This is a genomic window from Enterococcus sp. 12C11_DIV0727, from assembly GCF_002148425.2.
Classification (GTDB): domain Bacteria; phylum Bacillota; class Bacilli; order Lactobacillales; family Enterococcaceae; genus Enterococcus_L; species Enterococcus_L lemimoniae.
Map to the genome: position 1 here is coordinate 214,604 of NZ_CP147248.1, position 24,780 is coordinate 239,383.

Genomic DNA, 24,780 nt, shown 5'->3' on the forward strand with positions numbered 1-24,780 from the left:
GGGAAGCAAGATGATCAGATTTTTGATTTTAGTGGGTTATACTACATTAATGATGTATCTACAAGTTTCAGGTAGATTGAATCAATATATAAACGTCCATTATCGTTATTTAGCTATTTTATCGATGGTGCTTTCTTTTGTGCTCGCAATCGTGCAGCTGATTTTATGGAATAAAGAAGCGGATCAAAAGCCGCATGAGCATCACCACCATGATGAACACGATCATGGTTTAAATAAACCTTATCAACGTGGGATTGCCTATATATTACTGGTGTTACCTTTAATAGTCGGATTTTTATTTCCAACAGTTAGCTTGGATACGTCGATTGTTGAAGCAAAAGGCTTTAATTTCCCCTTGAGTAAAGAATCGGTCGGTGATCCAGATGTTGAGACACAATATTTAAAACCAGATACGAGCATTTATTTTGATAAAACAGATTATGATAAGCAAATGAAACAAGCGCTAACGAGGTATATTAAAGACGATCATGTCACTGTAACTGAAGAAAATTATTTAGAAGTGATGGAACTGATCTATAATTATCCAAGTGAATTTATTGGAAAAACAATTAGCTATAAAGGATTTGCGTTTAACTCGACGAAAAAAGAGCAGTCTGATGTGTTTGTGTTCCGATTTGGAATCATTCATTGCGTTGCAGATTCTGGAGTGTTTGGGTTACTGACTCATATGCCAGAAGGCCAGACCTTTAAAAATAATGACTGGGTAGAATTGACTGGAACCATTCATTCTGGGTACTATGCCCCCTTTAAACGAGACATTCCTGTTGTAGATGTTACAAAAGTCAAACAAGTTGAAAAACCAAAAAATCAATATGTTTATCGATCATTTTAAGGTTGATCCAGAAACGTTTAGGACAGAAAAATAAGCCAGCATTCATGAAAATTGTTTTACCAATTTTTGTGAATGTTGGCTTATTGTTGCTTCTGCTTTTACCGTTTATTCGAGATCAGCGCGTTTAACAAAAAGAGAACTGACTTTTGTTGCAAACTTATCTATTTTTCCCAAATAAGCTGGTATTCTAGCTCACCTGTCGTATCATCTAGTTGTTCGTTCACCAATTGAAAGTCGTGCTTTAGATAAAAATTATAGGCCGGTTGATTTTTAGCATAGACTGAAAGGGTTAGCGTACTATGAGCATTTTTTGACTCATTCAAAAGCTTTTGGCCAATGCCTTGATTACGATAGTCATGTTGTACAAAAATGCCGGCAATATAGGTTTCACTGATCCCTACAAAACCTGTGATTTTATCCTTATCACGATGGACGTAGAGCTCGGCTAAAGGTAATGCTTCTTTTACCTCAGCAAAATGGTCTTGCCAATAAGCACTTGGGATAAAAGGGTGGGCCTCCTGATTTGCTGCTAGCCAAATCGTTAAAATTTCTTCCAATTCATTCGTAGTTAAATTCTCTATTTTTGTGATCATTCTTCTTATCCTTTCTGTTTTATCATAACGAAAGAACAATTAACGCACTCATCAAGCCACCTCCTGCTTTATTATCAAATGTTATTTTTCTTCTTTTTTTCTAATTAAACCTACGAGCTCTCGTTTTTCTCTAAAGTTTCTGATATTATGATTCAAAACCTCAGATAATACTAACCCTAATGCAATTGCCCCAGCGATCATAACCGCTTGTACCGCAGAATAAGCAGCTGTTTCGTAGTTGCCAATAACTAAATTGCGGACGGCCTGATAAGCAAGACCACCAGGCACTAAAGGAACCATTCCGGGAATATTGAAAATCGTAACAGGTAGCTTGAGGAGCCGTGAACAGACAAAACTAACAGCCGCCACACTCAATGCTCCGAGTAAGGAACCTAAAGCGGCAGTAGCGCCTAATTGAACAGAAAACCAATAGAACATCCAACCCGATGCTCCTGATAAACCACAAGCAATCAGCGAGCGTCTGGGAACATTTGTAATAATGGCATAGGCTGCTGATGCTAAAAAACTAAATGAAAACTGAACCAGTAAATGAATCATATCAAAACCTCCGAATTCTTATAAAATAAGAGGGACTATTTCCGTAAATTAAGTTTCTAGTAAAATAATTGAAAGACAAAGGCAATCGCGAATCCGATCATAGAAGCTGTCATCATGGCTTCAGTCCCTCTGGAAACACCGGAAAGATAATGACCTGCTAAAAGATCTCGCAAGGCATTGGTCATTTGAACCCCTGGGACAAGGGGCATAACACAGCCGATAATAATCATATCTTGATTAACACCTAATCCACTTTGGCTGCTTAAAAGAGCCGCACAGCCAATAAAAAAGGCTGCTAAAAACTCTGAAAGAAATTTGATCCTTAAGACTTTTAAGCTGAAGTAATAAAGACTATAGCCTAATCCTCCGATCAAACAAGTTAAAAACAAATCAGCCCAAACGCCGCCAAACAAAATCATAATTGTTCCACTGACTACAGCTGCACTGACGAATCTCATCCATAAAGGGAAAAATTTTCGTTCTTGCTCTAAGGTTTTTAGTTTTTCTAAAAGTTCATCTAGTGTGAAAACGCCTGTTACATATTCTCTTGATAGTTGGTTGATTGTAGAGACTTTTTCTAGATTGATCGAGCGATTTAAAATTTGAACCATCCGAATTGTAGAAGTGCCGTCTAATCCTACGAAAAGCCCAGTTTGAGTAACGTAGCTGACTAAGCGATAATCACCTGACGCTAATGCAATACGACTCATAGTATCTTCAACCCGATACATTTCCGCATCGCTTTCCAGCATGATTTTTCCTGCCAGTAAGCAAGTTTCTAAGACTTTTTCTGTATCTATTGTCGCCATTTATTTTCCTCACTTTTAAGTTCTATCTTATCTAAACTTAGTATAGTTGATTGTAACTAGAAAAAACAGCATGGAACAGTAAAAAGATCCATATTTATCAATCATTCTGCACAAATAATCGACTGTCTATCCGTAATAAAATTTATTATCACTTTAAGCTTACTTATCGTATAATAGAAAAAAGTATGAAAAATTAGGATGATGGGGATGAATAAATGATTTTATTGGGGTCTTTGATCAATGGGTTAGCGATTGTATTTGGGAGTTTATTAGGAGCTATTCTACGAAATATCTCAGAGAAAATGAAAGATACTGTAACGAAAGGAATCGGTCTAGGTGTATTAGTTTTAGGTATTCAGATGGCCTTTAAAACATCTTCATTTATCGTGATTTTGATTAGTTTGTGTATAGGTGCAATGGTAGGAGAAGCGTTAGGTATCGAAAATAAGATGAATGAGTTTGGGTTGAAACTGGAAAAACGTTTTGCCAAACCAGGAAGTAATTTTGCTGATGGATTTGTGACTGCTTCGTTGATCTTTTTAATTGGTTCGATGGGAATTATTGGTGCAATTGAAAGTGGTGTAGCAAATAATCATCAAACGCTTTTTACAAAAGCTGTGATGGATGGTTTTATGTCGATCATGCTGACAGCTACATTAGGCGTAGGGGTTCTTTTTTCTGCGGTCCCTGTTTTTTTGTATCAAGGAATTATCGCCTTATTTGCAAGTGTTATGATGCGTTATATTCCAAAAGAACTGCTAGATTTATTGATGGGAGAAATTAGTGCGATTGGTGGGTTAATGATTGTGGGCATTAGCTTGAATATTATGGAAATCACCAAAATTAGAGTCTCCAATTATTTACCAGGACTGCTCATTTTGATTGGGATCATTACGTTACAGTTTTATTTTTAAAAATGGATAAAAATGATGACAGACAGTTGTCATCTTTCTTGTGTTATGCTCATTTTATAAATTAGATGGAGTGATAAAAATGACCGTTCAATTAACTGAAAAAACAATTAAAGGCAACAAAATCCGCACAAATAATCACCGTTTAGATGAAATCATTGCGTTGTGGAACAAGGTACCTGCGATGCATTTAGTTGGAGATTTTTATGCAGTTTATTCAAACTATGAAAGTAATTTTAAAGGTGATTATGATTTGTTAGTTGGAAGTGAGCAAGCTGAATTTCCAGAGACGACTATCATTCAAGCTGGAACTTATGTTGAAATCCCAGTAGAGGTTGCAAGTCCAGAAGGTGTAGGAAGGGCTTGGCAGAAAATTTGGGAAGATGAAGCCTTAGAAAAGCAGCGGACCTACAAAAGTGATGCTGAACATTATAAAGCAGATGGGACGATCGTGATTTACCTTTCTGTATAAATAGAAAAATCAGGATGACGAATTTCACGTTATTCCTGATTTTTTTATTTGCACAAATGTATATTTATTTATTTTGGTTGAATAAATTAATAAAAAACCATTGACTTGTATAATCAGAAAACTTATAATATGAAAAACAGTACCCCTTAAAAAAACTAAAAGGAAAAGAAGTGAAGTAAATGAAGGTCTCAATTATTGGTGTAACAGGTTATAGCGGGTTAGAGCTATTGCGCTATCTTAGACAGCATCCAGCTGTCGAGGTTATTTCTATCCATAGTCATTCGATGAATAAAAAATCATTAGAGGCTATTAATCCACATTTGAAACAACTTATTTCTTTACCTTTAGAAGAAATCAATCCGGAAAAAATCATGAATAAAAGTGATTTAGTCTTTTTTGCAACCCCATCAGGTATTTCCAAGGAATTGGCTCTACCGTTTATTAAGGCAGATTTTCCAGTGATTGATTTATCAGGTGATTTTCGTTTGAAAGAACTGGATGCCTATGAGACTTGGTATGGTTCCTCTGCGGCACCGCTAGATCTGCTGCAAAAATTTGATTATGGTTTGGCAGAATATCGAGATAACCCTCAAGCAAAATGGATCGCTAACCCAGGCTGTTATGCGACTGCAGCAGAATTATCTTTAGCGCCTTTATTGAAAGAAAATAAACTTGATGTAGATTCGATCGTGATCGATGGAAAATCAGGCGTTTCAGGTGCGGGTAAAGGATTATCGCAAATAACTCATTTTTCTGAAGCCCACGACAATATGACAATATACAAAATGAATAGCCACCAACATATTCCTGAAATTGTTCAGCAATTAAAGAAATGGGCGCCCACACTTGAAGTAATCCAGTTCTCAACATCCTTGATTCCAGTGACGCGAGGAATATTTTTAACCACGTATGCCAAATTGAACGAACCGATTTCTGACGAGGAATTAGTTGATTTGTATGGCACGCATTTTGAAAATAGCCCTTTTGTACGAATCCAAGCAGTTGGCCAATATCCAGTTCTAAGACAAGTGATCGGCTCAAATTATTGTGATATTGGTCTTGCCTATAATCCGCAAACCAAGATGGTCACGATTGTAACGGTGATTGATAATTTAGGAAAAGGGGCAGCCGGACAAGCCATTCAGAATTTAAATATTTTTGCAGGGTTTGATGAACGTTGCGGCTTAGATCTTTTGCCGATTTATCCATAAAAAGGTTGATTTTAACTAGTATGCACGAGTAAAAAAAGAGGGAGCGACAAGCATGAAGAAGGTCATTGTTATAAAAATGGGTGGAGTAGCCAGTGATAACTTAACAAAATCATTTTTTGAACAGGTCGAACATTGGCAAAAAACAGGAAGAAAAATAGTGATCGTCCATGGTGGCGGACATTATATTTCTGAGATGATGCAGCGTTTGAATGTGCCGGTGATGATCCAAGATGGGTTACGGATCACAACGGAAGAAACGCTAAAGATTACGCAAATGGTTTTGATTGGTCAAGTTCAGCCGATGATCACAACACACTTTCAACAAGAAGGATTTTCTGTAGTTGGTTTAAATGCTTCTTGCGGTCAAATCATTACCGGAACATTTCTAGATAAAAATACATTAGGAGCGGTTGGGGAGGTCACACAAGTAGATACTGAATTGTTAGAACATTTACTTGAGACAAAACATATTCCGATCATTGCTCCTTTAGGTTTAACAGAAACAGGAGAATGGCTAAATATCAATGCTGATCATGTCGCCTGTAAAGTAGCCGAAGAGTTACAGGCAGAAAAATTGTACTTATTAACAGATGTACCCGGTGTGAAAAAAGAAAATCACTGGTTAAAGGAAATTACCACAAGTGACGTCCCAAAATTAAAAACAGCCAATATTATCAAAGGCGGGATGTTGCCAAAATTAGAAAGTGCGGTCACAGCTATCAAAGGCGGCGTAAAGGAAGTTCATATCACAAACCAACTTCAACATGCGGGGACCATTATCAAGTCAAAGGAGGTTTTTGCATGAGTTACTTATTTCCAAATTATCAAAGAAAAGAGCTAGAGCTGATCAAAGGAGCTCAAAATACACTGACTGATCGCTCTGGGAAAAAGTATCTTGATTTTACTAGTGGTATTGGTGTGATGAATTTGGGGTATAATGATCCTGAGTTGAATCAAGTCTTGCAAAATCAAGCTAGTCTTTTATGGCATACGCCTAACTTATATGAGAATCAGCTTCAAGAGCAGACCGCTGAACAATTAGCGAACAACAAAGAGTATGTCAGCTACTTTTGTAATAGTGGGGCAGAGGCGAATGAAGCCGCAATCAAACTAGCTCGCAAGGCAACTGGCAGAAGTAAGATCATAACCTTTACAAATTCTTTTCATGGTCGAACATATGGTGCAATGAGTGCAACAGGTCAAGCCAATATTCATGCTGGATTTGAACCATTAGTACCTGATTTTGTTTATTTACCCTTTAACGAGCTTGAGCCTTTAAAAGCAGAAATCAATCAGCAAACAGCAGCTGTTATGTTGGAATTGATTCAAGGCGAAGGGGGCGTCGTACCTGCAAAGGCGTCATGGGTTCAGTCTGTTCAGGCCCTTTGTCATGAGTTTGGCGCTTTATTAATCATTGATGAAATTCAAACTGGAATTGGTCGGACAGGCACTTTATATGCTTATGAGCAGTATCAGATTGAACCAGATATTTTTACTTTAGCCAAAGGATTGGGTAATGGAATCCCCGTCGGTGCAATGCTAGGTAAGACTATCTTAGCAGAATTTTTTGGACCGGGTAGTCACGGTTCCACTTTCGGTGGTAACAAGTTAGCCATGAGTGTGGCAAGCCATGTTGTGACGCGGATTAATCAGCCTGATTTTCTTCAGTCAGTTCAAACAAAAGGAGCACAATTATATTCTGGTTTAACGAAAATCGCCGAAAAAAATCAGCAGATTATAGCGGTGCGTGGGAAAGGTCTAATGTTCGGTATTGAGTTAGTCAATCAAAATACGTTAAAACAAGTATTAGATCAATTAGAATCAGAAGGCTTACTTGCATTAAAAGCAGGTCAAACTGTGTTGCGTCTCCTGCCTCCATTAACGATCACAAAAGAAGAAATCGATCAAGGGTTGAGCATAATCGCTAACGTGTTCAATAACTCAGCTTCATAAATAACTCTATCGAAAAAGGAGAATAGTAAATGATAAATTCATTGTACGGCAAAAGTATTTTAAATTTAACTGAGTTGACTAAAGCAGAATTTTTGTCAATCATCGAACTCGCTGTGGCAATAAAAGCGAAGCCAGAAGCCTACCGAGGTGTGTTAGCAGGGAAGATTTTGGCGATGATCTTTGAAAAAAATAGTACTCGAACGCGGGTTTCTTTTGAATCAGGAATGATTCAACTTGGCGGACAAGCGATTATTCTAGATTCAAAAAGCACGCAAATGGGCCGAGGGGAACCGATCAAAGATACGGCAAATGTTATGTCTAGTTATGTGGATGCGATCATGATTCGCACTTTTTCAGATCAAATGGTTGCCGAACTTGCTGCAGAAGCCTCGGTTCCAGTAATCAATGGCTTGACTGACGATCATCATCCGTGTCAGATCTTAGCAGACTTTCAAACCATTTACGAACAAAAAGGCAAGTTGGCAGGGCTTAAATTAACTTATATAGGGGATGGGAATAATATGGCCCATTCATTTTTAATTGGTGGTAGCTTAGTTGGGATGGATGTGACGATTGCAACACCTAAGGGCTATGAACCCAAGGCAGAATATGTAGCGTTAGCTAAAAAAAATGCCCAGCTAAGCGGTAGTAACATAGAGATTTTAACAGACCCAGAGCAAGCAGCCAAAAATGCTGATGTTTTAGTGACAGATGTTTGGGCAAGCATGGGGGATGAGTCAGAACAAAAAGAGCGTGAAGCGATCTTTAAGTCATTCCAAGTTAATAATCGGTTAGCTGTTCAAGCGAAAAAAGATTACTTATTTCTCCATTGTTTACCTGCTCATAGAGGTGAAGAAGTAGCAGCTGATATCATTGATGGAACCCATTCTGCAATTTATCAAGAAGCCGCAAACCGTTTGCATGCCCAGAAGGCTTTGCTAGTTAAAGTGATGACTAATTTATAAAAGTGAAATGATGCAAAGCGATAGATTCGTTTTGCATCATTTTTTTTTAAAACTAAACATAGTCCATTGATCTGTTGTTTCGTGATTAACAATTGAAAAGCCTAAACTTGACATATAAGCTTGAAAATCGACATTTTTTTTTAACTCTGGTAAAAAGTAACTGATTTTGGCTGTCTCACAAGCAAATACGATCATTCCATCTACTTTAAGAACACGATGGATTTCATGGAGAGCTTGGTCTAAATCATCCCAGTGAAAATGTGTTTGGAATGCGGTGACTAGATCGAACGTTTCGGAGCTAAATGCAAGTTTGTGAACATCCATTGTTTTAAAGTGGATCGCTCCACCCGAGTATTTCTTGATTGCTTGAGAAATTGCGGCTTCAGAAAAATCAATTCCAGTGACAGTTAATGCCTTCTTTTGGTTAAGCAGATATGCGCTTGAACGACCATTCCCTACACCGATGTCCAAAATAATCGAATGATCGGCTAACTCCACGCGATTCATTGTCCACTTCACTAAAGGCAGATAAACGGCATTCCAAAGTCGCATCATCAAAATACCTAAAACCCCAGTTGGTTTTTTCGATTGCTTCAATAAAAGTCCAAATAGACAGATTAATAACACGACGATTACAATACTGATATTGAGAAACATGAGAAAACTCCTTTATTTTATCTTTAGCACTTTAAAATAGTATACAATAAAAAAACAGTCGTTAGAAAAGAACCGCGATTATTTTACCTAAAATTACAGTAAAAATACTTTTATTTGCTGAATAATCATCCAATTCTGTTAAAATTAAAGGAAATCTTTAATATATAGCAGAAAATGTTAAGTTTTGTTTGTAGTTTTGCCTTGTTTTTAGTAGAATGAAACTGTATGAATAGAATAAAAGTGAGGTGTAGATAAATGGGTTTTACAGATGAAACTGTACGTTTTGATTTTGATGACAGTCGTAAGAAGGAAGTAAGTGAGACTCTGGCTACTGTATACAAGGCTCTAGAGGAAAAAGGATATAATCCGATCAATCAGATTGTGGGCTATTTGCTTTCTGGAGACCCGGCCTACATTCCTCGTTATCAAGACGCTCGAAATTTGATTCGTCGTCACGAACGAGATGAGATCATGGAAGAGCTGGTTAAATATTACTTATCTGATCACGGAATCACTATTCGATGAGAGTAATGGGACTTGATGTTGGGTCAAAGACTGTAGGAATCGCTGTTAGTGATCCATTTGGCTGGACAGCTCAAGGTGTTGAGATCATTCGGATCAATGAAGAGCAGGAAGAATTCGGCTTCGAACGGTTAGCAGAATTAGTTAAAGAATATGAAGTGACTCGCTTTGTGGTGGGATTACCAAAAAATATGAACAATACGATCGGACCAAGAGCAGAAGCTTCAATGGCTTATGGAAAAAAGATCGAAGAGCTGTTTCAAATCCCTGTTACCTATCAAGATGAGCGTTTAACAACGGTTCAGGCAGAACGTATGTTAGTTGAACAAGCCAATACTTCTCGAGCGAAAAGAAAAAAAGTAATCGATAAAGTAGCTGCTGTCATGATTTTACAAAATTATCTAGATGGCGCTGGCAATAAAATTTAAACGACTTGTTAGAAAACAAGTGTCAGATAAAAGGAGAGCATAACAATGGCAGAAGAGCATAACCACGATCATGACCACGAAGGACATGAGCACATCACGTTAGTTGATGAACAAGGAAACGAAACACTATACGAAATCCTTTTAACAGTTGATGGACAAGAAGAATTCGGTAAAAATTACGTACTTCTTTACCCAGCAGGTGTTCCAGAAGAAGAAGATGTTGAATTACAAGCCTATGCTTACATCGAAAACAACGAAGGAACAGAAGGCGAATTACAACAAATCGAAACAGACGCTGAATGGGATATGATTGAAGAAGTTTTCAATACATTCATGGCGGAAGAAGAAGAATAGAGTTTAATAAAGAGCTGAGTCTGCATCTTGTAGATTCAGCTCTTTTTATTTTACCGACTATTCTAAAAAAGAACTTTCCAGAAGCAATCATAGATAGTTGTCATTACCTTTAATCGTTTTCTCATATTTATATTTTCCCTAGCATATGCTAAACTGAATAAGAAAATATCTAAGTTAGAAAAGCGATTTTGAAAATCTAATTCAAGCAGAAAAGATGCTAATATACATTATCAAGCACTTACTATGTCTTATGGATTAAACGGCTGTACTTTAGCTGAGCGAGCTGAAATTATTTCACTTAAGCAAAGGATTGCAAATAGAAAAAAGGGTCTATGAATTACTTGATATATTAAAAAAAGGGGTTTAGCTATGAAAAAAATGATTATTTTCTCCAGTACATTATTAGTAGTTACACTAACAGGGTGTTCTTTGGATAAAAAGAATACGTCTTCTATGGATTCATCAAATACTGGGATGACTACTTCTGAACAAGAACAAGTACGTACTTCCAAAAGGGAATATGCTTCTCTTGTTGGACTGTGGGAATGTTTAGATGAAGCAGGGAAAGGCGACGAAGTGACGATCAAACAGAATGATGCTGGTATAACGATTCAATATGCTGGCGAGGATGAGACAGTGACAAAATTTACTGAAAAAAAAGTAGAAAAAAATAGCATCTATTTTAGATTTGAAAATAAAAAGGATGAAATGGCCTACATGATCGATTTGAAAACAGACGGAACGATTATTCTTAATCGAGGAACCACTAATCCTGAAATGACAGGGTTAAGTAAGCCAATGGAATACAAAAAAATAAAGAATACTACCGATGAAAAGCCAACAACCAATAAAAGTGAAAGTAATTTTACTTTACAAAAAATAAAAGAACAAGTAGAAAAAACTGGCGACTTCGAATTGTTTAAAAGGGAACCAGGGTTTGAGGATAATGAGTTTAAAGTATTGGCAGTTCAAGAGAATGATGGCTATAGTTTTATTAGCGGACCTGACAATGGGGAACCAGCAGCGGTTGTTCAAGATGAAAGTGGCAATACAATTCGGGAAGACAATCCATCAACTGACCCCAGAGCAACTACCCTTAAAGAGGCAAGAGAATTGATTGAGACATTGAAAAATAAACAAATAAATCAGAAGTAAATGATTGTCCACGTTTGTTTCTATAGATAAAGAGCTGAAATGCTGTATAGCGTTTCAGCTCTTTATATTGTCATCACGGCTCAATTTCATTTTTTTCTTTCTGATAATACATCGAAAGAATCAAACCAATCCCAATAAAATTAGCCAAATAAGCAGTTCCCCCCTGACTAATAAAAGGTAAAGGAATCCCAGTCAGTGGTAGTAAACCAATATTGGAACCGATATTTTCAAGAATATGAAATAAAAAATACATAATAACACCAGTGGTAATATAGGCATAAAATTCACGTTTTGCATGTAATGTACAGATCAACATCTGATAAATCAGATAGAAGAATAATAAAATCAACACACAAGTACCGACGAAACCAAAAGCTTCCCCAATTACAGTGAAAATCATATCTGATTCTCGCACAGGTACATAAATCTGCAAGTTTGTCAGTCCTTTTCCGAACAGCTCACCTGAACCAATAGCGGTCAAACCTCGTGCTTGCTGAAATGAAATAGAATCCGCATATTCAAAAGGATTGAGCCAGGCGTGAATTCGATTAAATTGGTACGGTTTGAAATGTAAGAACGAAAGAATCCGTTGCCCTCTTTCAGTCAACACCAATAAAATACCGCTGACGCCAAGTATTCCTATCAGACCAAAGCCAACACTCAAAATTTTCCAAGAACAGCCGGAAACCAGCACGATGCCGAGAAAAATGGATATAAAAACTAAACTAGTTCCAAAATCTTTTTGATAAAACATCAAAGCCAAAACGGGCAAACTAACCAAAAATAATTCACCCAGTAAGCGAAAATCTTCTTTTAAACTAGAGGAGCTTGCAGGATGTTGTCTTCTTCTTGTCACGATGTAGGCTAACATCAAAATATAGCCAAGCTTCATAAATTCTGATGGTTGAAACGAAACTGGGCCCAATCTGAGCCAACGTTTGGTTCCGGTGGCAGCAGCCATAACTGGGTCATGAAATTTTATAAGCAATCCTGATAAAAACAGCGATAAACCATAAAAAATGGGTGTTAATTTCCATAAATATTTTATGGGGATAATCATCGTAACAAACATTGTCCCGATTCCTAAAATAGTCCATAAAAGCTGCTTTTTCAATAATGGAGCAATAGATTCAACAGTCGGATCAGCATAGAACGCGCCATACTGTGCAACAAAACCAATGAGTATCAAAAGAAAAACGGGTAAGAGGAGGGCGTAGTTTACGGGTTCGTTAGTTTTAGCGATTGTTTTTCTCATACGTTTTCTCCTCGTTGGCGATCCCATTCTCGAATTTCTGAGCCTCGGGCGTTTAACGCAATGCCTAGTGTCGTACTCAGAATCAGCAAGCTAGATCCACCATAACTAATAAAAGGAAAAGTCAGTCCCGTCATTGGAATATAGCCTAAAAGACTACCGACATTTACAGCAACTTGAAGGCAAATCAAGGTGCCACAACCAATATAAAGGTAAGAATAATAAAGATTTTTTGATTTTATAGCTAAAAGGAACAAGCGAGCGGCGATGAAGAAAACTAAAAATAAAATCCCCAAAGAAAAAATTAATCCCAGCTCTTCAATACAAATTGCAAAGATAAAGTCTGTATCTGCTGCGGGCAAATAGCCTTTTTTTTGAATGCTGTTGCCAAGACCACGTCCCCAGAAACCGCCATTATGCATTGCGTAGTAAGCGTTGGATGTTTGAAAACCTTTACCCGTTGGATCGATAAAAGGATTTTGCATGACCTCAAAACGAGTAACTAAATAACTGAATTTTTCAGGCATCCAGTCAGTTGGAATGGAAAGCAAAAGGACGGTTCCCAAGCGTTTTATTACGACAAAACCAAGTAGGGAAAGTGACATAAACAACGGAGAAAGACCGCTTGATAAAAACAAAACTGAAACCAAAATAAAAATCATGGATGCCCCGGCGATATTAGGTTGAAGTGCGACTAGCAACATGAAGAAGCAGCAAATCAATAGTGAACGCTGATGGTTTTTGAATGAAAAGGGAACTAAACGATCATTTTTCGCAAGGTGAGCTGCAACATAAAGAATCAGTATTAGTGGAACTAACTCGGAGGGTTGAAATAATAGCACTCCTAAGTTGATCCAACGTTTAGCGCCGCCAACGCTAGTACCAATCAGTGGTAAGGTCACTAACGTTAAGAAGGTCAATACAAGTAAAAGGCTGATAATACTTGGCTTGCGAAAGACATTTAAATTGATTCGATAAACAAATGCCATACAAATTAAACTAAAAAGAAAGTAAGTTGTTTGTTTGATGGCTTTGCTAGCTGTTCCAAGATTGCTGTCTAATAAGTGATAAGAGCTAGAACTGTAAACCATTAAAATCCCGATAATACAAAGAATAAAGTATGGGGTTAGGATGTAAAAGTCTAAATAATGTAATTTGGATAAACGTTTTGGTTGATTCATTTTTTATTCCTCGCTAATCATTTTATTGATCATCAAATAAAGTGTGCATTAGGAATCGACTTAGATGTCGTTAAAAAAGTTTTTTCTGCTGTAAACAATGAAGTGTCTTACTTACTTGATAAAGAAAAATAGAGTAGCTTGCTCGAATTTCCTTTATTCCAACCTAGTTTCACCCCCAAAACCTATAGAATACACTGTCACTATTTATCAAAACAAAAAAACTTCGCTTAAATAACTCAGCGAAGGGGGATTGATTTCAGCACAAATAGAGCTTTCTCATCATTCTCATCGTTGAGTTTTAGCACTATGAAACGTAAAAAGCAGAGCTTTTAGCTACTTTGTGAAAAGCCTTAATTCGACAATTCCTGTCCTACCCATTCCTGTCTTTCGACATTTTTGAGCAGTAGCCTGTGTTTTCATAGGAGCCTCACCTAACAAGTTATTTAGATCGCCTTAAATATAGTGAATATTTAAGGAGAAGTCAATTGGGTAAAGGTTAATTTTTTTATAAGTATAGAAGTAAAGAGCAACATGTATTTTGATTTGACGGGAATCTGGCTGTTCTTGTTTGCTTGATTGCTCGTTGCTATTTAATGACTAACTTTATATTTTCTTAATCTTAAAATGATAAATGACATAGCTACAACGTAAATAAGATAAAAACAACCCAAGATAGATTTCTAGTCTGTCTTGGGTTGTTTTTATCTTTTGGCAGCAATTTTTTTTGCTTTTTCTGTATTAGCAAAGTGAAGTTTTACATATTTACTTAATAATTCCATACCACCTTTAGCCAAAACGTTTGCGGCCACTTTATCCGAAGTTGCTCCAGCTCCTGATGGGACTTTCATGCCTAATTCTTTTGATTCTTTATCTAATTCCTCTAAAAACGCCGCACGACTGATGATCGAGGCCGCTGCTACCGCCACATGGTATTGTTCCCCTTTAGTGATAAAATAAAGCTTCTCACTGACTTGATTTTGTTCATTTCGTACATATTTTTTGTAGTTTGCTTCTGGCGTAAATTGATCGATCAAGATTGCTTCTGGTTTCGTCGGTGCAAGCTCATTTAAGAGTAAGTGGATTGCCTGATTATGCAAGGCAACTTTCATATGGACTGCATTGTATTTTGGTTGGATTTGATTGTATTTTTCTGGCTCTACGATCAGAAGTTTGTAAGGAATCAACTCTTTAATAACAGATGATAACTGAACGATTTGAGGATCAGTAAGCTCTTTTGAGTCTCTTACGCCAAGAGCTTTTAATTTTGTCACCATGGTTTTATCGACATAGGCCGCACAAACAGTGACCGGTCCAAAATAACTACCATTACCAACTTCATCACTCCCTAAAACAGAAAGCTGACTGAAATTTGCCGGAAGTGTACTGCTTTTTTTGGAAGGTGAAGCTGACTGTTTGCTTTGAGTAGGCTGCCCCCATTTAGCAGCTATTTTCTCAGCATCTGGACCTTGAAAGACAATTTTGCCAGAAGTATAGGCTGTAATCGTTGTGTTGCCAACTTTGGCAACAAAGTCAGAGTAAGGAACGTGTCGATTTAAACGATGTTTCTCGTAGAATGAGTTCATTTTTTTTATTGTATCTTTGGTTACTTTGATTACCTGAGTTTGGGACATAGTGGTGCTCCTTTCGAATCTTCTTATCTATAGTAAAGCAAAAGAATAAAAAAGTGAAGTAGGATTCTTTGGTGAAAAGTAAAAAATGTATCGAGATTAATCGCGTTTTAATAACGTATATTTGAGTTTCCCGAAGATCTATGGTAGAATACATTATAAGTAATGATACTAGTTTGAGTGAGCGGATTTCTGCTCACTCTTTTTAATGGAGTAACATAGGCGAGACGTGTGATAAAAGGTTGCTATATGTCATTTCTGATTGTCTAGTTGCATGAATTAGGATTTCTAAAAAACTAGTACGTTATATAAATCTCGAAGGAGGCGAAAATTTTGAGTAGTGTTGTGGAAACTGTTACCGAGTTAGTCACGCCGATCTTAGAAAAACAAAATTTTGAACTTGTAGAAGTAGAGTTTGTCAAGGAAGGAAGAGACTGGTTTCTCCGTGTCTTTATTGATAAAGAAGGCGGGATCGATATCTTAGACTGTGCACTTGTTAGTGAGCAACTAGACGAAAAACTTGACGCTATGGATCCTGATCCGATTCCGCAAGCATATTTTCTGGAAGTGTCCTCTCCGGGAGCTGAACGTCCGTTGAAGAAAGAAAGCGACTATGAAAAAGCAGTTGGAGAATTTATCCATGTTTCACTTTATCAAACAATTGATGGTGAAAAGCAATTTGAAGGTATCTTGAAAACCGTTGATAAAGATCAGTTGACCTTAACAGTCAAAATCAAAACAAGAGTCAAAGACTATACATTTGAACGAAAAAACATTGCAAAAGCTCGTTTAGCAATTCAGTTTTAATTAAGAAAAAATAAAGCAGAACTTTCCGGTTTTTGCCTATCAAAGGAAGCAAGGTTCAGCGTTCAAGTTGACCAGCTCCGTTTACCTTTCATTTAGACAGTAGGAGGAAATGATAAAAAAATGAGCAAAGAAATGTTAAATGCACTAGATGCATTAGAAGCTGAAAAAGGTATTTCTAAAGAGATCGTGATTGATGCATTGGAAGCAGCGTTAGTTTCCGCATATAAAAGACATTATGGACAAGCGCAAAATGTTGAAGTTGAATTTGACGGTAAAAAAGGCAACATCCATGTTTACGCCGTTAAAGAAGTAACGGAAGAAGTATTTGATTCACAATTAGAAGTATCATTGAAAGAAGCGATGGAAGTTAATAAAGCTTACGAAATGGGCGATAAGATCCGTTTTGAAGTAACACCAAAGGATTTTGGTCGGATTGCTGCACAAACAGCGAAACAAGTTATTTTACAACGCGTTCGTGAAGCGGAAAGAAACATTATCTACAATGAATTTAGTGCATATGAAAATGATATCATGCAAGGAATCGTTGAAAGACAAGACCGTCGCTATATTTATGTGAACTTAGGTAAAATTGAAGCTGTTTTATCAAAACAAGATCAAATGCCAAATGAATTTTATCAACCACATGATCGTATCAAAGTCTATGTTTCAAGAGTGGAAAATACGTCAAAAGGCCCGCAAGTCTTTGTTAGCCGTAGTCATCCAGATTTATTGAAGCGATTATTTGAACAAGAAATCCCAGAAGTGTATGATGGAATTGTAGAAATTGTCAGCATTGCACGTGAAGCCGGCGATCGTTCAAAAGTTTCCGTTCGTTCAACTGATCCGAATATCGATCCTGTTGGAACTTGTGTGGGACCAAAGGGACAACGTGTTCAAGCAATTGTCAATGAATTAAAAGGCGAAAACATGGATATCGTTGAGTGGAGCGAAGACCCTGCAGTGTTCATCAGTAATGCATTGAATCCAGCACAAGTAGTAGATGTTATTTTTGATCAAACTAATAGTAAAGCTTGTACAGTTGTCGTTCCAGATTATCAGTTATCACTTGCTATCGGTAAAAGAGGGCAAAATGCTCGTTTAGCTGCTAAATTAACTGGCTTTAAAATCGATATCAAACCAGAATCTGAAATGGAAGAGTACTATGCACAACTTGCGGAAAATCAAGAAACTCCTGAAGAGGAAGCTCACGATGATGCAATCGTGGCATCTGATATGACTGCTGATGAATATGAAAACATTGCGTTTGAAGAAAAAACAGCAGAAGACGAAGAACAAGTTTAACCATTTGGAGGGAAGCAAATGAAAAAAAGAAAAATCCCGATGCGTAAATCTGTTGTTTCAGGTGAAATGAAACCCAAAAAAGAATTAGTTCGAATCACACGCTCTAAAGAAGGTGAAGTGGCGATTGATCCCACTGGGAAGATGCCAGGTCGTGGCGCTTACGTTTCACTTGAACCGAAAGAGGTTCAGCAAGCGTGGGACAAACACATTTTAGATCGTGTGCTAGAGACGACATTGACAGATGCGTTTTACCAAGAATTATTAGACTATGTTGAACATCAAAAAGCACGTAATGAGTTGTTCGGAAATGGATAAAGAGAAACTACTAAATTTATTAGGTTTGGCTATGAGAGCTGGGAAACTAGTGACTGGTGAAGAATTGACCATCGGTGATATCCGTAGCAACAAAGCAAAATTTGTTTTTGTTGCCGCTGATGCTAGTGATAATACAAGAAAAAAAATCAAGGACAAGTGTTCTTATTATAATGTTCCTTGTGATGAATCATTTTTTCAAGCAGAGTTAAGTCATGCGATCGGTAAAACACGCATGGTGATTGGTATCAATGATTCCGGCTTTGCGAAGAAATTCAAGGAACTAATCAAAGCTTAGGAAGGTGATTGCATGGGGAAAAAAAGAATTTATGAATTAGCAAAAGAAATAAATCAATCGAGTAAAGATGTTGTCGAAAAAGCACATGCTTTAGGTATGGATGTGAAAAATCACATGGGCGCAATTTCTTCTGAGGACGAATCGAAACTTCGTAACTCATTTGGAGGAACTAAACCTGCCAATACGCAACCAAAACCTGCGGCAAAACCACAAGTAACACAAGGAAATCAGCCGCAAAAAAAACCAGCAAATCCAAAACCAGCTAACCAAAATGGACATAGACCAAACCAACCACAACAAGCAAATGGACAACAAAATCGTCCACAGCAAAATAATCAAAATCGTCCAGCGCAACAAGGACAACAAAATAATCAAAATCGCAACAACCAAAATCGTAACATGCAAGGAAGCAGCCAAAATATGACTCAAAACCGTTCAAATCAAGGGAAACAAAATCGCCCGCAACAAAACAACCAAAATCGTCCAACACAACAAGGACAACAAAATAATCAAAACCGTAACAATAACAATACACAAAATCGTCCGACTCAAGGGAACACGCAACATACAAACCAAAATCGTACGAACCAAAATACAACACAAAACCGTCCGGCACAAACTGGACAACAAAATCGTCCGAGCAACAGCAATGCTCAAGGAAACCAAAATCGTAATAATACCAACACTGGTAACCGCAACAATAGCTTCGGTGGTGGAGGTGGCAGCCAAAATCGTAACCGTAATGGCTACAACAATCAAAACCGCAACCGATTCAACAAAAAAGGCAAAAAAGGCAAATACCAAGAATCCACAAAACCAGCTGTTCCAGCACGTAAATTCCGTGAATTGCCAGATGTATTAGAATATACGGAAGGAATGAATGTAGCGGACATCGCGAAGAAAATTCACCGTGAACCAGCTGAGATCATCAAGAAGCTATTCATGATGGGCGTAATGGTCAATCAAAATCAATCTTTAGACAAAGAAACAATTGAACTATTAGCAGTAGATTATGGTATGGAACCAAAAGAAAAAGTTCAAGTTGATGTAGCTGATATCGATAAATTCTTCGAACCAGAAGCATTAGTTGAAGAAAATCTTGTAACACGCCCGCCTGTTGTAACCATCATGGGTCACGTTGACCACGGTAAAACAACATTGCTTGATACCTTACGTAATTCACGCGTAACTTCAGGTGAAGCTGGTGGTATCACACAACATATTGGTGCGTACCAAATCAATATCGATGGTAAACCAATCACTTTCTTAGATACACCAGGACATGCGGCGTTTACAAGCATGCGTGCTCGTGGAGCTGGTATCACAGATATTACGATCTTAGTCGTTGCAGCAGATGATGGTGTGATGCCACAAACAGTTGAAGCGATTAACCATGCGAAAGCGGCAGAAGTGCCTATTATCGTAGCGGTCAATAAAGTCGATAAACCAGGTGCTAATCCTGATCATGTGAAACAAGAATTAAGTGAACATGGCTTGATCCCAGAAGAATGGGGCGGAGATACGATCTTCGTGAATATTTCAGCAAAATTCAACCAAAATATCGATGAATTATTAGAAAATATTCTATTGATTGCTGAAGTTGAAGATTTAAAAGCTGATCCAACGCAACGTGCGATTGGTACAGTGATCGAAGCTCGTTTAGATAAAGGCAAGGGACCTGTTGCAACGTTACTTGTTCAACAAGGTTCATTAAGAGTTGGAGACCCAATCGTTGTCGGTAATACTTTTGGACGAGTTCGTGTTATGACAAATGATATCGGCCGTCGTGATAAAGCGGTTGGACCTGCAACGCCAGTTGAAATCACTGGGTTGAATGATGTACCGCAAGCGGGTGATCGTTTTGTAGTTTTTGAAGATGAAAAAACAGCTCGTCAAGCAGGTGAAGAACGTGGCAAGCGTGCTCAACTTGAACAACGCTCATCAAATAATCGTGTAACATTAGACAACTTATTTGAAAGCCTAAAAGAAGGCGAATTGAAAGATGTTAATGTCATCATCAAAGCGGATGTACAAGGGACAGCTGAAGCATTAGCAGCTAGTTTACAAAAAATCGAAGTTGCTGGCGTTCGTGTGAAAATCGTTCACTCAGCCGTTGGTGCAATCAATGAAAGTGATGTCACACTTGCAGCAGCAAGTAATGCAATCATCATTGGCTTTAACGTTCGCCCAACACCGCAAGCGAAACAACAAGCGGATCAAGAAGAAGTGGATATTCGCCTACACCGCATCATCTACAAAGCGATCGAAGAAATCGAAACAGCAATGAAAGGGATGCTTGATCCTGAATTCGAGGAAAAAATTACTGGTCAAATGACTGTTCGTGAGCTTTACAAAGTCTCTAAAGTTGGGACGATTGCCGGTTGTTACGTAACGGAAGGCTCTATCCGTCGTGATAGTGGTGTTCGTGTGATTCGTGATGGAATCGTGATCTTTGAAGGGAAATTATCTAGCTTGAAACGTTTCAAAGACGATGCGAAAGAAGTGAAACTTGGCTTTGAATGTGGTGCAATGGTTGAAAACTTTAACGATCTTAAAGTGGATGATGTCATTGAAGGCTTTGTAATGGAAGAAATCAAACAATAAAAAACAATTAAAAATAGAGAGAAGGAGAAACAGTATGGCAAATTATCGTGACCGCCGAGTAGGTCAAGAAATCATGCGTGAAATCAATGATATATTGAGAAAACGTGTGAGAGACCCACGTGTGCAAGACATTACGATCACTGATGTTCGTGTAACAGGTGATCTACAGCAAGCGACGATTTATTACAGTTTGTTATCTGATCTAGCTTCTGATCATCAAAAAGCGCAACAAGGATTAGATAAAGCAAAAGGATTGATCCGCAAAGAATTAGGTCAACGTTTAACACTCTACAAAACGCCTGAGCTGATTTTTGAAAAAGATGAATCTGTGCAATATGGAAATCATATTGATGAATTGATTCGTAAATTGAATCAAGGCGAATAGAGAATCTTCCTACTAGAAAAGTCGAAAAAGCTAAATGAGCCCATTTAGCTTTTTCGGCTTTTTTGTAATAGAATTATTTTTTGTAACTATATTGAAAGAAATTGTAATACTTTTAGCGACCAAAAAAATAGAATTTATGGTATCATTTTAAAAGTATAGATCTCATTAGAGACACTGTTGAAAAAATGGAGGGTTAATAGTGAAAAATAAAAAATTATCATTATTACTAGTTAGCATGATGACAGTTGCGGGAACCGTAGCACCAATTAGTTCATTAGCCGAAACAACTGATAAAAAAATAGAACAACAAGATAAAGAAATCTCAGCGTTAAAAGAAAAACAAAAAAGTGTGACGTCACAAATCACTGCATTAGAAGAGGAAATTTCTTCAATTTATGATGAAGGGATTTCATTGAGCAAAGAAAAAACAGCTTTAAAAAATGAATCAGAACAGCTGAAAAAAGATATTGCTGCATTAGATGTCCGCATCAACAAACGAACAGAAGCCATTCAAAAACAAGGTAGAAACGTTCAAGTAAACGGACAAGGAACTCAAATTCTGGATATGATTTTAAATTCAGAATCAATTTCAGATGCTGTTGGCCGAGTTCAAGCGATTTCTTCCATTTTAACGGCGAATAATGACTTAGTAAAACAGCAAAAAGAAGATAAAAAACTTGTTGAAACGAAAAAAACGAATATCCAAACAAATTTAACTGCTATCGAAGAAGCAGCAAATCAGCTTGAACAAGAACAAGCAAATTTGGTTGCCAAACAAGCCGATTTAAATGTATTGAAAGCAGAGGTTGATTCTGAAACTTCCGGAGCTGAAAGTTCAAAAAATGCGTTGCTAAAACAACAGCAAGAAGCATTAAAAGCTCAGCTTGCAAAGGAAACGAAAAAGAAAGAAGTTAAAAAGGTCGAGACCGCTAAAATGGAGGAAACCAAAACGGATACTTCAACTACAACAGAAAAAGCAACGGCTCCAAGTGAAACTGTAACAGAAACTCCGACTGCACCTTCTAATGCCGGTGAAACCAATGAATCAACTGGTAATACCAATGGGGGAAACAACTCAAACACTCAAGAAAGCACTGGTCCTGCAGAAAAGCCTGAGGAACCTGTAGTACCACCAGTTACTTCTGGTGACGCCACGTTTCAAGCTCTAAACGCTTTACGGGCGGCTCATGGATTGAGTCCAGTTAGTTGGGATGCAGGACTTGCGGCCGCAGCTAGCAGCCGTGCTTCAATCATGCAAGATTTCCAAGTACCGTCAGATCACTGGAATAGAGGAGATGAAGTTATTGCGTTTATGTTTGCTCCAGGTAATTCAGTTATTATGGCTTGGTATAATGAGACGAACATGACCTCTCCATCTGGAACTGGGCACCGTGATTGGGAGCTTAATCCTGGTATGACACGTGTTGGATTTGGCTATGCTGGTGGCGTAATTGTCGGTCATTCTGCTTAACAATTCGATCGAATTGAGTTCATATTATATTGACATAGTCGCGTGAAGCAAAACAACGTAATTTGTTTTGCTTCACGTTTTTTTTGTTGCTACGTACTAACTAATAAAACTGGTTTTGAAAAAATGAATTTTCTTTCTCTTCTATGCTATAATAAATAAGTTAATAATCTAATGGAGGAAAACAATGGACGGTATTTTACCTTTATGGAAAGAAGCGGGCATGACCAGTCATGACTGTGTTTTTAAACTAAGGAAAATTTTACATACAAAAAAAATTGGTCACGGCGGTACACTTGACCCAGATGTTTCTGGTGTTTTACCGATTTGTATCGGCAAAGGGACGAAAGTGATTGAATATATGGTTGATTCTGGCAAGACTTATGAAGGACAAATCACTCTTGGTTTTTCTACAACAACGGAAGATGCCAGTGGGGAAATAGTTGAGTGCGCTGCACTTACTAAAGCTTTCTCAAATGAAGAAATCGATGCTGCTATGCAAACGATGACAGGTGAGATCACGCAAATTCCACCGATGTTTTCAGCGGTCAAAGTCAGCGGTAAACGTCTCTATGAGTATGCTAGAAATGGCGAGGAAGTCGAACGCCCAGTCAGAAAAGCAATGATTTATTCTTTTGAGCGAACAAGTGATCCTGAATTTGACGAAGCAAAAGGAACACAAAGCTGGAGCTTTAAAGTGGTCTGTGGTAAAGGGACTTATGTTCGGACGTTATCTGTAGATACAGGACTTGTTTTAGGTGTTCCAGCACATATGTCAGATTTAACGCGCACAGCAAGCGGTGGATTGACTGCTGAGCAAAGCTTGACGTTAGCCCAAGTGGCAGAAATAATGGAGAAAAATGCAATTACTGAAACCCTATTGCCAATTGAAACAGCAATTGAACGTTTCCAACGAATCGATTTATCTGCTGAACTTTATCAGAAAGTTAAAAATGGGGTTCGTTTAACTCCAACTGAATTATCTCTAAATGAAATGCCAAAAGATTTAGTCGCGCTATTTTATCAAGATCAAGTTGTGAGTTTATACATGGCGCACCCAACAAAACAAAATATATTAAAACCTAGCAAGGTACTAAGAAATAATTAATAGAAAGAAGTTTTATCATGCAAATCATTCCAATCCGACATCCATATACCGCAGACCAAATTCCGACAGATGAAGTTGTTATGGTCTTAGGTTTTTTTGACGGAGTTCATCGTGGACATCAAAAAGTAATTGAAACAGGCAAAAAATTAGCACAAGAAAAAGGCTTAAAGTTAGCTGTAATGACGTTTAACCAACATCCGTCTATCGTTTTCCAAAAAGTTCTACCTGAAAATATGAAATATTTAAATAGTCTAGAACAAAAAGAACGATTGATGGAAAAGCAAGGAGTAGATATTCTATATGTGATCGAATTTACATCAGCATTTGCTCATTTAGCACCGCAAGAATTTGTGGATCAATATATTGTTGGTTTACATGCAAAAGTTGCCGTTTCTGGCTTTGATTATACTTATGGACCAAAAGATATCGCAGATGTTGCTCATTTGCCAGGATATGCTAAAAGCCGCTTTGAAATTGCTACTGTAAGTAAAGAAGAGCTAGATGGTGAAAAAATCAGTTCAACACGAATTCGAGATTTAATGGAACAAGGTAAAATGGAAGAAGTCACTGAATTATTAGGCTATGTATATGAAACTGACGGAACAGTGGTTCATGGGGATGCTAGAGGTCGTTTGTTAGGATTTCCAACTGCTAACATCAAAGTCAAAAGCACGGTGCGTTTACCTAGAATTGGTGTGTATGCCGTGAAGATTCAAATTGGTGAGAGCTGGCATATTGGCATGGGGTCGATCGGACATAATGATACGTTTGGCGATGGTCGCGATCTTACAGTAGAGGTGTATATCTTAAATTTCCATCAAGATATTTATGGTGAGCAAGTCACTGTTCGCTGGAATCATTATTTACGTGATCAAGTTAAATTTGATGGAGCTGAGAGTTTGATTGTACAGCTTAAACAAGATGAACAAGATACAGCTGACTACTTTATATAAAAGAGTTTAGTCTAGATTTTAACAATAAGCTAAATAGGCAG

27 protein-coding genes and 1 riboswitch are annotated in these 24,780 nt (G+C 37.6%); of the genes, 20 read left to right on the top strand and 7 right to left on the bottom strand.

The window, feature by feature from the left end; all coding sequences use genetic code 11:
- The first annotated feature begins 10 nt into the window (after positions 1 to 10).
- Positions 11 to 853, top strand: coding sequence for a TIGR03943 family putative permease subunit (locus A5866_RS01055; protein WP_086281592.1), 843 nt, complete (start codon positions 11 to 13; stop codon positions 851 to 853).
- A gap of 161 nt (positions 854 to 1,014) precedes the next feature.
- Here the strand turns inward: A5866_RS01055 and A5866_RS01060 are convergent, their stop codons facing one another.
- From A5866_RS01060 to A5866_RS01070, 3 genes are all read right to left on the bottom strand, one after another.
- Positions 1,015 to 1,446: a GNAT family N-acetyltransferase gene (locus A5866_RS01060; RefSeq protein WP_086281590.1), complete on the bottom strand. Its 432-nt coding sequence runs from the start codon at positions 1,444 to 1,446 to the stop codon at positions 1,015 to 1,017.
- 81 nt (positions 1,447 to 1,527) lie between these two features.
- Entirely contained in the window at positions 1,528 to 2,004 is a 477-nt protein-coding gene (locus tag A5866_RS01065) for a threonine/serine exporter family protein (RefSeq protein ID WP_086281588.1), read from the bottom strand.
- Positions 2,005 to 2,060: 56 nt separating this feature from the next.
- Positions 2,061 to 2,813 (bottom strand): threonine/serine exporter family protein, encoded by a 753-nt coding sequence (locus A5866_RS01070; RefSeq protein ID WP_086281585.1) that lies wholly within the window; start codon positions 2,811 to 2,813, stop codon positions 2,061 to 2,063.
- Positions 2,814 to 3,028: 215 nt separating this feature from the next.
- Between A5866_RS01070 and A5866_RS01075 the strand changes: the two genes are divergently transcribed.
- The 6 genes from A5866_RS01075 (at position 3,029) to argF (ending at position 8,325) form a co-directional block, all read left to right on the top strand.
- Positions 3,029 to 3,727: a DUF554 domain-containing protein gene (locus tag A5866_RS01075; protein WP_086281583.1), complete on the top strand. Its 699-nt coding sequence runs from the start codon at positions 3,029 to 3,031 to the stop codon at positions 3,725 to 3,727.
- Positions 3,728 to 3,806: 79 nt separating this feature from the next.
- On the top strand, positions 3,807 to 4,196 hold the full coding sequence (locus A5866_RS01080; protein ID WP_086281581.1) for a GyrI-like domain-containing protein: 390 nt from the start codon (positions 3,807 to 3,809) through the stop codon (positions 4,194 to 4,196).
- A gap of 179 nt (positions 4,197 to 4,375) precedes the next feature.
- Positions 4,376 to 5,407, top strand: a complete 1,032-nt coding sequence (gene argC / locus A5866_RS01085; RefSeq protein WP_086444616.1) for an N-acetyl-gamma-glutamyl-phosphate reductase — start codon at positions 4,376 to 4,378, stop codon at positions 5,405 to 5,407.
- Positions 5,408 to 5,459: 52 nt separating this feature from the next.
- Positions 5,460 to 6,212 carry an acetylglutamate kinase gene (argB, locus tag A5866_RS01090; protein WP_086281576.1) on the top strand — a complete coding sequence of 251 codons (753 nt, stop codon included), beginning with the start codon at positions 5,460 to 5,462 and terminating at the stop codon, positions 6,210 to 6,212.
- Positions 6,209 to 7,360, top strand: a complete 1,152-nt coding sequence (locus A5866_RS01095; protein ID WP_086281574.1) for an acetylornithine transaminase — start codon at positions 6,209 to 6,211, stop codon at positions 7,358 to 7,360. The genes argB and A5866_RS01095 overlap by 4 nt, the downstream gene beginning before the upstream one ends.
- Before the next feature lie 29 nt (positions 7,361 to 7,389).
- On the top strand, positions 7,390 to 8,325 hold the full coding sequence (gene argF, locus A5866_RS01100) for an ornithine carbamoyltransferase (RefSeq protein WP_086281572.1): 936 nt from the start codon (positions 7,390 to 7,392) through the stop codon (positions 8,323 to 8,325).
- A gap of 36 nt (positions 8,326 to 8,361) precedes the next feature.
- Here argF and A5866_RS01105 read toward each other — a convergent pair whose 3' ends face one another.
- A complete protein-coding gene (locus tag A5866_RS01105) occupies positions 8,362 to 8,982 on the bottom strand; it encodes a class I SAM-dependent methyltransferase (protein WP_086444615.1) in 621 nt (206 codons plus the stop codon).
- Between the two features lie 255 nt (positions 8,983 to 9,237).
- On the opposite strand from A5866_RS01105, the gene A5866_RS01110 reads away from it, so the two are divergent.
- The 4 genes from A5866_RS01110 to A5866_RS01125 all read left to right on the top strand — a co-directional run bounded on the left by A5866_RS01110 (position 9,238) and on the right by A5866_RS01125 (position 11,441).
- Positions 9,238 to 9,507, top strand: coding sequence for an IreB family regulatory phosphoprotein (locus A5866_RS01110; RefSeq protein ID WP_010760982.1), 270 nt, complete (start codon positions 9,238 to 9,240; stop codon positions 9,505 to 9,507).
- Positions 9,504 to 9,932: a Holliday junction resolvase RuvX gene (gene ruvX, locus A5866_RS01115; protein ID WP_086281568.1), complete on the top strand. Its 429-nt coding sequence runs from the start codon at positions 9,504 to 9,506 to the stop codon at positions 9,930 to 9,932. Before A5866_RS01110 ends, ruvX begins: the two co-directional genes overlap by 4 nt.
- Positions 9,933 to 9,977: 45 nt before the next feature.
- Positions 9,978 to 10,286, top strand: coding sequence for a DUF1292 domain-containing protein (locus A5866_RS01120; RefSeq protein WP_010760984.1), 309 nt, complete (start codon positions 9,978 to 9,980; stop codon positions 10,284 to 10,286).
- 369 nt (positions 10,287 to 10,655) lie between these two features.
- Positions 10,656 to 11,441: a hypothetical protein gene (locus A5866_RS01125; protein ID WP_086444614.1), complete on the top strand. Its 786-nt coding sequence runs from the start codon at positions 10,656 to 10,658 to the stop codon at positions 11,439 to 11,441.
- Between the two features lie 73 nt (positions 11,442 to 11,514).
- On the opposite strand, the gene A5866_RS01130 is transcribed toward A5866_RS01125, so the two are convergent.
- From A5866_RS01130 to rnhC, 3 genes are all read right to left on the bottom strand, one after another.
- Positions 11,515 to 12,696 (bottom strand): FtsW/RodA/SpoVE family cell cycle protein, encoded by a 1,182-nt coding sequence (locus A5866_RS01130; protein WP_086281563.1) that lies wholly within the window; start codon positions 12,694 to 12,696, stop codon positions 11,515 to 11,517.
- Positions 12,693 to 13,874: an FtsW/RodA/SpoVE family cell cycle protein gene (locus tag A5866_RS01135; protein WP_086281561.1), complete on the bottom strand. Its 1,182-nt coding sequence runs from the start codon at positions 13,872 to 13,874 to the stop codon at positions 12,693 to 12,695. Before A5866_RS01135 ends, A5866_RS01130 begins: the two co-directional genes overlap by 4 nt.
- A gap of 276 nt (positions 13,875 to 14,150) precedes the next feature.
- A riboswitch (M-box (ykoK) riboswitch) is annotated at positions 14,151 to 14,320 on the bottom strand.
- Positions 14,321 to 14,575: 255 nt separating this feature from the next.
- The gene (gene rnhC / locus A5866_RS01140; RefSeq protein ID WP_086444613.1) at positions 14,576 to 15,505 is read right to left on the bottom strand and encodes a ribonuclease HIII; all 930 of its coding nucleotides are present in this window, start codon (positions 15,503 to 15,505) and stop codon (positions 14,576 to 14,578) included.
- A 330-nt stretch (positions 15,506 to 15,835) separates the two neighbouring features.
- Between rnhC and rimP the strand changes: the two genes are divergently transcribed.
- The 9 genes from rimP to ribF all read left to right on the top strand — a co-directional run bounded on the left by rimP (position 15,836) and on the right by ribF (position 24,739).
- On the top strand, positions 15,836 to 16,309 hold the full coding sequence (rimP, locus tag A5866_RS01145; RefSeq protein WP_086281557.1) for a ribosome maturation factor RimP: 474 nt from the start codon (positions 15,836 to 15,838) through the stop codon (positions 16,307 to 16,309).
- Positions 16,310 to 16,429: 120 nt separating this feature from the next.
- Positions 16,430 to 17,611: a transcription termination factor NusA gene (nusA, locus tag A5866_RS01150; RefSeq protein WP_086444612.1), complete on the top strand. Its 1,182-nt coding sequence runs from the start codon at positions 16,430 to 16,432 to the stop codon at positions 17,609 to 17,611.
- A gap of 18 nt (positions 17,612 to 17,629) precedes the next feature.
- Complete coding sequence (gene rnpM, locus A5866_RS01155; RefSeq protein ID WP_086281553.1) at positions 17,630 to 17,926, top strand: RNase P modulator RnpM; 297 nt, start codon at positions 17,630 to 17,632, stop codon at positions 17,924 to 17,926.
- Positions 17,919 to 18,221: a YlxQ-related RNA-binding protein gene (locus A5866_RS01160; RefSeq protein WP_086444611.1), complete on the top strand. Its 303-nt coding sequence runs from the start codon at positions 17,919 to 17,921 to the stop codon at positions 18,219 to 18,221. The genes rnpM and A5866_RS01160 overlap by 8 nt, the downstream gene beginning before the upstream one ends.
- Positions 18,222 to 18,233: 12 nt before the next feature.
- Positions 18,234 to 20,825, top strand: a complete 2,592-nt coding sequence (infB, locus tag A5866_RS01165; RefSeq protein ID WP_086444610.1) for a translation initiation factor IF-2 — start codon at positions 18,234 to 18,236, stop codon at positions 20,823 to 20,825.
- A gap of 34 nt (positions 20,826 to 20,859) precedes the next feature.
- Positions 20,860 to 21,210 carry a 30S ribosome-binding factor RbfA gene (gene rbfA, locus A5866_RS01170; RefSeq protein ID WP_025870867.1) on the top strand — a complete coding sequence of 117 codons (351 nt, stop codon included), beginning with the start codon at positions 20,860 to 20,862 and terminating at the stop codon, positions 21,208 to 21,210.
- 199 nt (positions 21,211 to 21,409) lie between these two features.
- Positions 21,410 to 22,681 carry a coiled-coil domain-containing protein gene (locus tag A5866_RS01175; RefSeq protein ID WP_086444609.1) on the top strand — a complete coding sequence of 424 codons (1,272 nt, stop codon included), beginning with the start codon at positions 21,410 to 21,412 and terminating at the stop codon, positions 22,679 to 22,681.
- A gap of 184 nt (positions 22,682 to 22,865) precedes the next feature.
- A complete protein-coding gene (truB, locus tag A5866_RS01180) occupies positions 22,866 to 23,786 on the top strand; it encodes a tRNA pseudouridine(55) synthase TruB (RefSeq protein ID WP_086444608.1) in 921 nt (306 codons plus the stop codon).
- 17 nt (positions 23,787 to 23,803) lie between these two features.
- Positions 23,804 to 24,739 carry a riboflavin biosynthesis protein RibF gene (gene ribF, locus A5866_RS01185; protein WP_086444607.1) on the top strand — a complete coding sequence of 312 codons (936 nt, stop codon included), beginning with the start codon at positions 23,804 to 23,806 and terminating at the stop codon, positions 24,737 to 24,739.
- The last annotated feature ends 41 nt before the right edge of the window (positions 24,740 to 24,780 follow it).